The 11,877-nt window shown below is 72.5% G+C and carries 8 protein-coding genes; 4 read left to right on the forward strand and 4 right to left on the reverse strand.

Features of this window, described 5'->3' with window-relative positions:
• Positions 1–20 precede the first annotated feature (20 nt).
• Both ACFZCF_RS04025 and ACFZCF_RS04030 read right to left on the reverse strand, forming a co-directional pair.
• A complete protein-coding gene (locus ACFZCF_RS04025; protein ID WP_391284446.1) occupies positions 21–902 on the reverse strand; it encodes a pyridoxamine 5'-phosphate oxidase family protein in 882 nt (293 codons plus the stop codon).
• Between the two features lie 156 nt (positions 903–1,058).
• Entirely contained in the window at positions 1,059–1,514 is a 456-nt protein-coding gene (locus ACFZCF_RS04030) for a VOC family protein (protein WP_388440987.1), read from the reverse strand.
• 137 nt (positions 1,515–1,651) lie between these two features.
• Between ACFZCF_RS04030 and ACFZCF_RS04035 the strand changes: the two genes are divergently transcribed.
• The 4 genes from ACFZCF_RS04035 to pepN all read left to right on the forward strand — a co-directional run bounded on the left by ACFZCF_RS04035 (position 1,652) and on the right by pepN (position 9,667).
• Positions 1,652–2,194, forward strand: coding sequence for a CGNR zinc finger domain-containing protein (locus ACFZCF_RS04035; RefSeq protein WP_391284448.1), 543 nt, complete (start codon positions 1,652–1,654; stop codon positions 2,192–2,194).
• Between the two features lie 192 nt (positions 2,195–2,386).
• Positions 2,387–5,704 carry a S8 family serine peptidase gene (locus ACFZCF_RS04040; RefSeq protein ID WP_391284450.1) on the forward strand — a complete coding sequence of 1,106 codons (3,318 nt, stop codon included), beginning with the start codon at positions 2,387–2,389 and terminating at the stop codon, positions 5,702–5,704.
• 224 nt (positions 5,705–5,928) lie between these two features.
• The gene (locus ACFZCF_RS04045; protein ID WP_388440997.1) at positions 5,929–6,945 is read left to right on the forward strand and encodes an aspartate-semialdehyde dehydrogenase; all 1,017 of its coding nucleotides are present in this window, start codon (positions 5,929–5,931) and stop codon (positions 6,943–6,945) included.
• A gap of 142 nt (positions 6,946–7,087) precedes the next feature.
• Complete coding sequence (gene pepN, locus ACFZCF_RS04050) at positions 7,088–9,667, forward strand: aminopeptidase N (protein ID WP_391284453.1); 2,580 nt, start codon at positions 7,088–7,090, stop codon at positions 9,665–9,667.
• Between the two features lie 64 nt (positions 9,668–9,731).
• Here the strand turns inward: pepN and alc are convergent, their stop codons facing one another.
• Together alc and ACFZCF_RS04060 are read right to left on the reverse strand one after the other, a co-directional pair.
• Entirely contained in the window at positions 9,732–10,865 is a 1,134-nt protein-coding gene (gene alc / locus ACFZCF_RS04055) for an allantoicase (RefSeq protein WP_391284455.1), read from the reverse strand.
• Positions 10,866–10,924: 59 nt separating this feature from the next.
• Positions 10,925–11,851 (reverse strand): LysR substrate-binding domain-containing protein, encoded by a 927-nt coding sequence (locus ACFZCF_RS04060; protein ID WP_391284457.1) that lies wholly within the window; start codon positions 11,849–11,851, stop codon positions 10,925–10,927.
• Positions 11,852–11,877 lie beyond the last annotated feature (26 nt).

An 11,877-nucleotide genomic window follows, 5' to 3' on the forward strand; every position in this document is an offset into this window, starting at 1 on the left:
GCGGGCGGCAGGGTGCGCGATCAGGGGGTGGTCGGATTGGCCGGGGAGTATTCCGGCGCGGACCAGCGGAGGGGGCTGGCGGCCGGGGTCTCGACGACGCTGTCGACCCGGAAGCGGACGAACCGCTCCTCAGAACGGTATACCGTTTCGGCCCGGCCGCTGAGCTGGAGGGTCGTGCCCGTCTCCCAGTCCAGGAAGAGGAGACCCGTCCTCTCGTCGGTCTCCAGGTTGCCGAGTGTGAGGAACATCGCGTTGCCGGGGTAGTCGCGCCAGAGGAGTTCGCGGGGGTTCTCGGTGTGCACGAAGCCGGGGTTGCCGCCGCGGTGGCTGGCGTCGGCGCCGTCCGGTCCGACGGTGGCGACGAAGAAGGTGTCGGCGGCACGGACGGCGGCGAGCTGGGCCCCGGTGAGGGCGTCGCCCCGGTGGGCGGCGGCGCCGGGTCCTGCGGGATCGGGGGCGTACAGCTCGCGCTTCTGGAGGTACTTGGGGCAGTTGGCGAAGACCTGCTCCGCCTCGATCAGGAGGCCGTGGGCGCCGGGGCGGGCGGTGCCGTTGAGGCGCATGCGGCGGCGGGTGCGGGGGTCGAGGGCGAGGGTGCCGACGGGGGTCCCGGTGGTGAGGGCCTCCGCGAGCGGGTCGTCGGGGCGGAGTGCGGCGGCGACGGAGACCGTGTGCGGGTCGGTGGCGCGGGCGAAGCCGGGGGCGCCGGTGAGCAGGCTCGCCCAGACGCGGCCGTCCGGGGCCGCCGCCCCCAGGACCAGCATGGGCTGGAGTTCGAGGAAGGCGGCGGCGACCTGGCGGATGCCGGGGCGGATGCTCGGGGCGATGTGGGCGGCGGCGTCCTGGACGCCGAGCCTCCGCTGGACGGCCAGCGAGCCGTGGTGGTAGGCGGTGCTGCTCATGGTGGGCTCCGGGTGGGTGCGGGCTGGGGATGCGGGTACGGCCCTCGGCGCGGGACGCGGGCGCGGTGTGCCCGCCACCCGGGTGCCCCGGGGGTGCCTTCCGGGTCGTGCCGGGCTCGCGGCGCTCCCCGAGCCGGCCTGACCCGCCAGACACCCCTAGAAGAAGCCGCAGGTCGGGGCCGTGGTGCTGGGGGCCGGGGCGCCTTCGGCGCCCTGGGGGACGTTGATCTCCAGGCGGGTGCCGTCGGGGTCGTGGAAGAAGATGCCGGCGGCGGTGGCGCCTTCGCGGAGGGCGACGACGCCGTCGTAGGCGAAGTCGACGCCCTGGGCCTTGAGCGCGGCCTCGGCCTCGCGGACCTTCTCGATGGACTCGGCCTCGAAGGCCAGGTGGTGGAGGCCGGCGCGGTTCGCCTCGTACCCGCCCTCGGCCTGCTGCCAGAGGGTGAGCGTGAGCCGGCCGTCCTGGCCGAGGAAGGCGTAGCGCCGGCCGTCGGCGTCGCCGACGCCGATCGTCTCGAAGCCGAGGACCTCCGCGTAGAAGCGGAGCGAGCGGTCCAGGTCGGTGACGTTGATGCCGATGTGTGCCGTGTTCAGCGTGCCGATCGCGGACATGACGGTCCCCTCGTTCTCGGTCGCCCCCTTCGGGCTAACCGCTTAACTCGACTTTAAAGGTTAGAACTCATGGACCGCAACCCGTCACGTACGCTTGAGGGGTTAGACCGTCCCGGGGGTCGAGGAGGATGCCCGTCATGACCGTCACCGACCCCAGGCCGCTGACCGGCGAACCCCTCTCCCTCGACCTGCTCAACACCCGGTGGATGAGCGACGGGGAGCTCCGGGACCTGCTCGCCGACACGGAGGGGCTCGCGGTCTGGCTCGCCGCCAACGGGCTCGACGGGCGGTTCGCCGCCGACGAGGCGACGCTGGCCCGCACCCGTACCGCCCGCGAGGCGCTGAAGGCGCTCGTCGACCGGCCCGGCGACCCGGAGGCGACCGCGCGGGTCGACGCCGTCCTGGAGCACGGCCGGATCCGGGCGGAGCTCACCGCCGAAGGGCCCGGCGAGCGCGCCGAGTTCGCCGAGCCGGCCTGGGGGCCGGGGTGGACGGCCGCCCGCGACTACCTGGACCTGCTGCGGACCGCGCCGGACCGGATCAGGATCTGCGCGCACGAGGCGTGCGTCCTGCACTTCCTGGACACCTCACGGAACGGCACCCGGCGCTGGCACTCCATGGCGACCTGCGGCAACCGCGCGAAGGTGTCCCGGCATTACGCCCGCACCAAGGACCAGTGACCCCGCCCCCCGTCGAATCGCCCTCGTTGGGGGCGATTCGTCTTCTGTGGCGCATGCCGCGCGGTGGCGGATGTACGCCACCGCGGCAACCCGACCTCCGCTGACTCTCCACAAACCCCTGTCATCTGCGAAAGGCTGAGCGGTCATCCGGTACCGGATTCCGGACCCTCTCCTTTCACCACAGGGATATAAATGACCACCCCCGAAACGCAGAGCTCCATACCCGGACGCTCCACCGGGACCAGACGAGCGGCCCGGATCGCGGCCGCCGCCGGCCTGGTGACCGCGCTCGTCGCGGCCGGTGCCGCCCCGGTCCTCGCCGTCGACGAACCGGCCGGCGCCACTCCCCCGGTGAAGACCGCGGAGCCCTCCGACAAGCTCGGCGCCATCGACGCGCAGCGCCTGTCCGAGGCCGAGGCCGCCGGCGAGTCGCACGTCACCATCCTGGTCGCCACCGCGCCCGGCGCGACCGAGCAGGTCGCGGGCCAGCTCGACGCCGTCCCCGGCGCCTCGGTCGGCAACCGCAACGACGAGCTCGGCTACGTCCGCGCCACCCTGCCCACCGGCAAGGCCGACGCCGCCATCAAGGCCGCCACCAAGCTCTCCGCCGTCCAGTCGGTCGACCTCCAGGCCGAGATCCAGCTGGACGACCCGCGCCCCGACGCCGGTGTCACCGGCGCCGTCGAGGGCACCACGGTGACCCGGACGTACCCGGCGCCGTCGAAGTCCACCGCGGCGAAGAACCCGTACAACCCGTCCCACGAGACGGGCGCCGTCGAGTTCGTCGAGGACCACCCGCGCGCCGACGGCCGCGGCGTGACCATCGGCGTCCTCGACTCGGGCGTCGACCTGGGCCACCCGGCCCTGCAGAAGACCACCACCGGCGAGCGCAAGATCGTCGACTGGGTGACCGCCACCGACCCGCTCACCGAGGGCGACGGCACCTGGCGCGCCCAGATCACCCCGGTCGCGGGCCCGGTGTTCACCGCCGCCACGCAGTCCTGGAAGGCGCCCGCGGGCTCCTACCAGTGGAGCCGCTTCAGCGAGTCGGTCACCGCGGGCGGCGACCCGGCCGGTGACATCAACCGCGACGGCGACACCACCGACGTCTTCGGCATGCTGTACGACCCCGCCGCCGGCACCGTCCGCGTCGACACCGACCAGGACTTCGACTTCACGGACAACGAGCCGATGAAGCCGTACAAGGACGGCTACCAGGTCGGGTACTTCGGCACCGACGACCCGGCCACCGAGGTCGCCGAGCGCACCCCGTTCGTCGTGGAGATCCGCAAGGACGTCCCGATGGACCCGCTGGGCGGCACCTGGGTCGGACAGAAGCGCGACTTCGTCAACATCGGCCTCGTCGAGTCCTCGCACGGCACCCACGTCGCCGGCATCACCGCCGCCAAGGGCCTCTTCGGCGGCCGGATGAACGGCGCCGCGCCCGGCGCGAAGATCGTCTCCTCGCGCGCCTGCACCTGGACCGGCGGCTGCACCAACGTCGCCCTCACCGAGGGCATGGTCGACCTCGTCGTCAACCGCGGCGTCGACATCGTCAACATGTCGATCGGCGGCCTGCCCGCGCTGAACGACGGCGACAACGTCCGCGCCCGCCTCTACACCCGTCTCATCGACGAGTACGGCGTGCAGCTGGTGATCTCGGCCGGCAACTCCGGCCCGGGCATCAACACGATCGGCGACCCCGGCCTGGCCGACAAGGTCCTCTCGGTCGGCGCGGCGGTCTCCCAGTCGACCTGGGCCGCCAACTACGGCTCGGCCGTCGAGAAGAAGTACGCCATGTTCCCGTTCTCCTCGCGCGGTCCGCGTGAGGACGGCGGCGCCGCCCCGCTGGTCACCGGCCCGGGCTCGGCCGTGAACACCATCCCGACCTGGCAGGCCGGTTCCGGCGTGCCCGAGGCCGGCTACGCGCTGCCCGCCGGCTACGGCATGCTCAACGGCACCTCGATGTCGTCCCCGCAGGTCGCCGGCGCGAGCGCGCTGCTGCTCTCCGCCGCCAAGCAGCGCGGCATCGAGCTCTCCCCGCTGACCCTGCGCACCGCCCTCACCTCGACCGCGAAGCGGATCCCGGGTGTCGCGGCCCACGAGCAGGGCGCCGGTCTCGTCGACGTCGTCGAGGCCTGGGAGTCGATCAAGGACGGGGCCACCGCCCACTCCTACAAGGTCGAGGCCCCGGTCGACACGGCGATCTTCCCGGCCCCGCACACCGGCACCGGTGTGTACGACCGCGAGGGCGGCCTCAAGGTCGGCCAGAAGAAGGTCTACGACGTCACCGTCACCCGCACCAGCGGCCCGGACCGTGCCATCGAGCACGAGCTGGACCTCAAGTACAACGACGGCACCTTCCGGATCCTCGGCGACGACGAGATCGACCTGCCGCTGAACAAGCCGGTCACCGTCAAGCTGGAGGCCCGCCCGCGCACCGCCGGCGTGCACAGCGTGCTCCTGGAGGCCGACGACGAGCGCACCGAGGGCGTCGACAAGCAGATCATGGCCACCTCGGTCGTCGCGAGCGACCTGACCGCCCCGGGCTACGGCTTCTCCGCCGCCGGCTCGGTCCAGCGCAACAGCACCAAGTCGTACTTCGTGACCGTGCCGCAGGGCGCGACCTCCCTGGAGGTGGCGATCGGCGGCCTGAAGGCGAAGAGCCAGACCCGCTTCATCGCCATCCACCCGTACGGCGTCCCGGTCGACCCGACCGCGACCACCGGCTGCTACCCGCACTACAACCCGGCGAACACCTGCCGCCCCGACCTCCGCTCGTACGCCGCCCCGCAGCCGGGCGTCTGGGAGATCGAGGTCGAGGCGCGCCGCACCTCGCCGGACCTGGACAACCCGTTCAAGCTGGACGTCGCCGTGCTCGGCGCCTCCTTCGACCCGGCCGTCCAGACGGTCCCCGAGGCGAAGGTCGGCACCCCGGCCGCCGTCGAGTGGACCGTCACCAACGGCTTCGCCGCCCTCGACGGCAAGCTGAAGGGCGGCTCGCTCGGCTCGGCCAAGGTCGAGACCCCGACCATCCAGCACCACGAGAAGCAGACGAAGACCCTCACCATCGGCGAGGGCGTCGAGCGCCTCGACATCGCGATCGGCAACACCTCCGACAAGGCGGCCGACCTCGACCTGACCGTCCTGCTCGACGGCAAGCAGGTCGGCCAGTCCGCCGACGGCGACTCGGAGGAGTCCGTCTCCCTCGTCAAGCCGGCGGCCGGCACCTACAGCATCGTCGTCGACGGCTACGCGGTCCACGCCGAGGGCGGCACGACCTACGACTACAAGGACGTGTACTTCTCCTCGGCGCTCGGCACCGTGAAGGTCGACGAGACGAAGACCTACCCGCTGGCCAACGGCGCGAGCGCCAAGGTCCCGGCCGAGGTGGTCGTCGGCGGCCCGGCCCCCGAGGGACGCCAGTTCTTCGGCGAGGTCCGGCTGCTCAACGCGCGCGGCACCGTCGCGGGCACCGGCAGCGTCCTGATCGGCAGCGTCACCCCGTAACACCCCGGGCGGTACGAGGGGCGGGCGTCCACACGGGCGCCCGCCCCTTCCGCGTCCGGCCCCGGCCGGGGCGGTCGTCGCCGGCCCCTCGGCGGAGACGGTCACCGGCGCGTTCACCCGTCGGACCGCGTCCCGCCCCTCGGACAATGGATTGGACAAGGAACGGCAGGCGGCACGCATCATGGGGGGCGGCAGCACCTGCACACACGTACGGAGGAGTCCTCGTGAAGGTCGGAATCGTCGGAGCCACCGGTCAGGTCGGCACAGTCATGCGCAAGATCCTGGCCGAGCGGAACTTCCCGGTCGACGAGCTGCGGCTCTTCGCCTCCGCCCGGTCGGCCGGCACGGTCGTGGACGGCGTCACGGTCGAGGACGCCTCGACCGCCGACTACACCGGCCTGGACATCGTGCTGTTCTCGGCCGGCGGCGCCACCTCGAAGGCCCTCGCCGAGAAGGTCGCCTCCCAGGGCGCCGTCGTGATCGACAACTCCTCCGCCTGGCGGCGCGACCCCGAGGTCCCCCTCGTCGTCTCCGAGGTCAACCCTCACGCGATCAAGGACCGCCCCAAGGGCATCATCGCCAACCCGAACTGCACCACGATGGCCGCCATGCCGGTCCTCAAGCCGCTCCACCAGGAGGCCGGCCTGACCGCGCTGATCGCCACCACCTACCAGGCCGTCTCCGGCTCGGGCGTGGCCGGTGTCGCCGAGCTGCGCACCCAGGCGTGCGCCGTGGCCGAGAACGCCGACCGGCTGGCCTTCGACGGGGAGGCCGTCGAGTTCCCGGAGCCCGCCGTCTACAAGCGGCCGATCGCGTTCAACGTGGTCCCGCTGGCCGGCTCGATCGTCGACGACGGCTCGTTCGAGACCGACGAGGAGCAGAAGCTCCGCAACGAGTCCCGGAAGATCCTGGAGATCCCGGAGCTGAAGGTCTCCGGCACCTGTGTCCGCGTCCCGGTCTTCTCCGGCCACTCGCTCCAGGTGAACGTCCGCTTCGAGCGCCCGATCAGCGTCGAGCGCGCCTACGAGCTGCTGAAGGACGCCGAGGGCGTCGAGCTGTCCGAGATCCCCACCCCGCTCCAGGCGGCCGGCAAGGACGTCTCGTACGTGGGCCGCATCCGCGTCGACGAGACCGTCGAGAACGGCCTGGCGCTCTTCCTCTCCAACGACAACCTCCGCAAGGGCGCCGCGCTGAACGCGGTGCAGATCGCGGAGCTGGTGGCGGCCGAGCTCAAGGGCTGAGCCCGCCTCCGCGCCGGGAACGGCGGCCGTCCGGACGGACGGCCGCCGTTCCCGCGTGTTCGCCCTGGGAAATGTGCCGTGCGTCTCCGCCACGCCCCGTGGAAGGATGGCCCAAACGTCACGAAACCGAGGAGTTGACCGGGTGCCTGGCACGAACCTGACCCGTGAAGAGGCCCAGCAGCGGGCGGCCCTGCTGACCGTGGACGCGTACGAGGTCGAACTGGACCTCACGGGTGCGCAGGAGGGCGGCACCTACCGGTCCGTCACCACCGTCCGCTTCGATTCCGCCGAGGAGGGCGCCGAGACCTTCATCGACCTGGTCGCCCCCGCCGTGCACGAGGCCGTGCTCAACGGGCACTCCCTCGACGTCGCCGCCGTCTTCCGCGACTCGCGGATCGCGCTCCCGCGCCTGAAGCAGGGCCGCAACGAGCTGCGGGTGGTCGCGGACTGCGCGTACACCAACACCGGCGAGGGCCTGCACCGCTTCGTCGACCCGGTCGACGGCCAGGCGTACCTCTACACCCAGTTCGAGGTGCCGGACGCGCGCCGTGTCTTCGCCTCCTTCGAGCAGCCCGACCTGAAGGCGACCTTCCAGTTCACCGTGAAGGCGCCGGAGGGCTGGAGCGTGATCTCCAACTCGCCGACTCCGGAGCCGAAGGACGGGGTGTGGGCCTTCGAGCCGACCCCCCGGATCTCCTCGTACATCACCGCCCTGATCGTCGGCCCGTACCACTCGGTGCACTCGCGGTACGAGGGCCCGGACGGGCAGGTCGTCCCGCTCGGCATCTACTGCCGCCCGTCGCTGGCCGAGTTCCTCGACGCGGACCACATCTTCGACGTGACCCGGCAGGGCTTCGACTGGTTCCAGGAGAAGTTCGCCTACGCGTACCCGTTCGCCAAGTACGACCAGCTGTTCGTGCCGGAGTTCAACGCGGGCGCCATGGAGAACGCGGGCGCGGTCACCATCCGCGACCAGTACGTCTTCCGCTCGAAGGTCACCGACGCCGCGTACGAGCGCCGCGCCGAGACCATCCTGCACGAGCTGGCCCACATGTGGTTCGGCGACCTCGTGACCATGGAGTGGTGGAACGACCTGTGGCTGAACGAGTCGTTCGCCACCTACACCTCGGTCGCCTGCCAGGCCTCCGTCACCGGCACCCGCTGGCCCAACGCCTGGACCACCTTCGCCAACGCGGAGAAGACCTGGGCCTACCGCCAGGACCAGCTGCCGTCGACGCACCCGATCATGGCCGAGATCAATGACCTGGAGGACGTGCTCGTCAACTTCGACGGCATCACGTACGCCAAGGGCGCCTCGGTCCTCAAGCAGCTCGTCGCCTACGTCGGCCAGGACGAGTTCTTCAAGGGCGTGCAGGCGTACTTCCAGCGCCACGCCTTCGGCAACACCCGCCTCGGCGACCTGCTCGGAGCCCTGGAGGAGACCTCCGGGCGCGACCTGAAGACCTGGTCGAAGGCGTGGCTGGAGACCGCCGGCATCAACATCCTGCGGCCGGAGATCGAGACCGACGAGAACGGCAGGATCACCTCCTTCGCGGTGCGGCAGGAGGCCCCGGCGCTGCCCGCCGGCGCCAAGGGCGAGGCCGTGCTCCGCCCGCACCGCATCGCGATCGGCTTCTACGACCTCGACGCCGCCGGCAAGCTGGTCCGCGGCGAGCGCCTGGAGCTGGACATCGAGGCGGCGGAGCTGACCGACGTGCCGGCGCTGGTCGGCAAGGACCGCCCGGCGGTGGTCCTGCTGAACGACGACGACCTGTCGTACGCCAAGGTCCGCCTCGACGAGACGTCGCTCCGGAACGTCACCGCGCACCTCGGCGACTTCGCCGAGTCGCTGCCGCGCGCCCTGTGCTGGGCCTCCGCCTGGGACATGACCCGCGACGGCGAGCTGGCCACCCGCGACTACCTGGAGCTGGTGCTCTCGGGCATCGCCAAGGAGTCCGACATCGGCGTGGTGCAGTCGCTCCAGGGCCAGGTGAAGGCGGCCCTCGACCTGTACGCGGCGCCGGAGTGGCGCGCCGAGGGCCTGGCCCGCTGGGGCGCCTTCGCGCAGGAGCAGCTGCGGGCGGCCGCGCCGGGCAGCGACCACCAGCTGGCGTGGGCGCGGGCCTTCGCGGCGACCGCCCGTACGGACGCCGAGCTCGACGTGCTGACGGGGCTGCTGGACGGCAGCCAGGTCGTCGACGGCCTCGCGGTCGACACCGAGCTGCGGTGGACGTTCGTGCAGCGGCTCGCGGCCACCGGCCGCTTCGACGAGCCGGAGATCGCGGCCGAGCTGGAGCGGGACCGCACCGCCGCCGGCGAGCGGCACGCGGCCACGGCGCGCGCGGCCCGTCCGACCGAGGCCGCGAAGGCCGAGGCGTGGGCGGCGGTCGTCGAGGACGACAAGCTGGCGAACGCGGTGCAGGAGGCGGTGATCGTCGGCTTCGTCCAGGCCGACCAGCGCGAGCTGCTCGCCCCGTACACGGAGAAGTACTTCGGCTCGATCAAGCGCGTGGCGGAGACCCGCAGCCACGAGATGATCCAGCAGATCGTGGTCGGCCTCTACCCGACGCTCCAGGTCTCCCAGGAGACGCTGGAGGCCACCGACGCGTGGATCGCGGCCAACGCCCCGGTCCCGGCGCTGCGCCGTCTGGTGACCGAGTCCCGTGCCGGTGTCGAGCGGGCCCTGAAGGCCCGCGCGGCGGACGCGGCGGCCGCGCGGTAGTCCCGTAGGCGGACACGGAGGAGGGGCGCCCCCCTGGGGGCGCCCCTTCGTCGTGCCGTGGGGGTTACCGGGTCGCGCGCTCGAAGCGGGCGCGGAGGTCGGTGGCGCCCTCCTCGGTCAGGGAGCCGTGGAGGCGCATGCGGGCGATGCCGCCGTCGGGGAAGGCGTCGAGCCGGACGTGGGTGACGACCGCGTGGGCGGGGAGTACGAAGCGGTGCGGGGTGTCGGGCTGGAGGCGGGTGCGGGGGATGATCTCGAACCACTCCGCGCTTCCCGAGGGATCGCCGTTGCAGCCGTGGAGGGCGATCCAGCCGGCCGAGTTGCCCTTGAGGTAGGCGGTGTCGATCTCGACGGCGCGGACGGCGCCCTGGGCGGGGAGGCGGAAGCGGACCCAGTCGTGGGTGCCGCGGACCCGGCGGCGGCGGTTCTCCCAGCCGTCGTCCATCTTGCGGGAGGTGCCGGGCAGGATGATCTGGGTCGGCGAGGAGTAGAACCTGTCGGAGGCGTCCTCGTACGAGCCGCCGTTGAGCACGGAGAGCAGGTCGACCGTGCCGAGGAGGTCCAGCCACTCGGGGTCGGGGAGCACCTCGCCGTACACGCGGAAGCGGGCGATGCCGCCGTCCGGGTGCTGGCAGAGGCGGACGTGGGTCCAGCGGCGGTCGCTGTCGATCGCGAAGCCGTTGGCGGCGTGGCCGCGGACGGGGGTGGGCGGGACGAGTTCCTCCCACTTCGCGTCGAGCAGCTCCTCGGGGCTGGGGCTGCCCTCGACGGCGGTGGCCTGGACGCTGACCTTCTGCGGGTAGTTGCCGCGGAAGTGGGCGGTGTCGACGACGAGGCCCCTGATGACGCCGGGGGCGCCGAGGCGGACGATCGCCCAGTCGTGGTCCCCGGGGGCGGGGAAGACGTTCTCGGCGTCGGCGCCGCGGCGGCGGCGGGTCTCCCAGCCGTCCATGATCTTGCCCTTGTGGCCGAAGTGCTCGGGGTCGAAGACGGCCCGCTCGCGGACGAGGAGGTTCTCGCGCTCGGCGAAGAACTCGTCGTTGGCGGCGACGACACCGGCGCCGAGGCGGCGGTCGGCGAGGTCGACCAGTTCGGTGAAGGGGAAGTCGCCGGTGCGGTAGTCGGCGTACGGGTCGCCTCCGCCGTAGGGGGCGGCGTCGTTGGCGTGCGGGTCCTGGATGTCCTCGGTTGCGGTCATGGGCCGACTCTGGCGTGTCGGACGGCCCGTGGTCCATCGAATGTTTTCGACGGTGTCTTTCAGTTCTGCTGAAAGGTTCCGCGGGCCGCGGCCTCCTGGCGGAGCGCGGCGAGCACCCGGGCGACCGCCGGCCCGTCCTCGGCTCCGCGCCGGACCGCCGCGACGACGTGGCGGCGCGGCTGGTCGGCGGAGAGCACCCGCATGACGACCCCGCTGCCGACGCGCCGCTCGGCGGAGGCCATGCGGGGCACGAGGGCGATGCCGAGTCCCGCCTCGACCATGGCGAGGATCGCGCTCCAGCCCGAGGCGCTGTGGGCCTGTTCGGGCACGAAGCCGGCGGCCTCGCAGGCGGCGGTGGTGATCTCGGACCAGGGGCCGGAGCCGCCGAAGATCCATGGTTCGGCGGCGAGGTCGGCCAGCCGGAGGCCGGGGGCGTCGGCGAGCGGGTGCCCGGCCGGCAGGGCGATGTCGAGGGGGTCGGCGAGCAGCGGCAGCCGGGTGTACTGGGGGTCGCGGGCGGTGGGCGCGTGGGCGGCGAGCGAGAGCGCGAGGTCGACCTCGCCGGCGGTGAGCAGTTCGTACGCCTCCGCCGCCTCGGCCTCCCGGATGCGGACGGCGAGTCCGGGGTGGGCGGTGCGGAGCCGGCGGACGGCGGGGACGAGGAGGGCGGGTACGGAGGTGGAGAAGGCCGCGACCCGGATCTGGCCGGCCTCGCCGCGCAGGTAGCCGTCGAGTTCGGCGTCGGCGCGCTCCAGTTGGGCGAAGACGGCCTCGGCGTGGCGCAGGACGAGGTGGGCGGCGTCGGTGAGCCGGACGCGCCGCCCGTGGGCCTCCAGGAGCGGCACGCCGAGCTGTCTGGCGAGGTTGGTGAGCTGCTGGGAGACGGCCGAGGGGGTCATGAGCAGCGTCTCGGCGGTGGCGGTGACGGTGCCCCGGTCGCGCAGGGTGCGCAGGATGTGCAGCTTCTTGATGTCCCACTCGGTCATGGGCGCAACCTATCCGGCCCCGGTCA

This window comes from Streptomyces sp. NPDC007945 (assembly GCF_042958885.1).
Classification (GTDB): Bacteria; Actinomycetota; Actinomycetes; order Streptomycetales; family Streptomycetaceae; genus Streptomyces.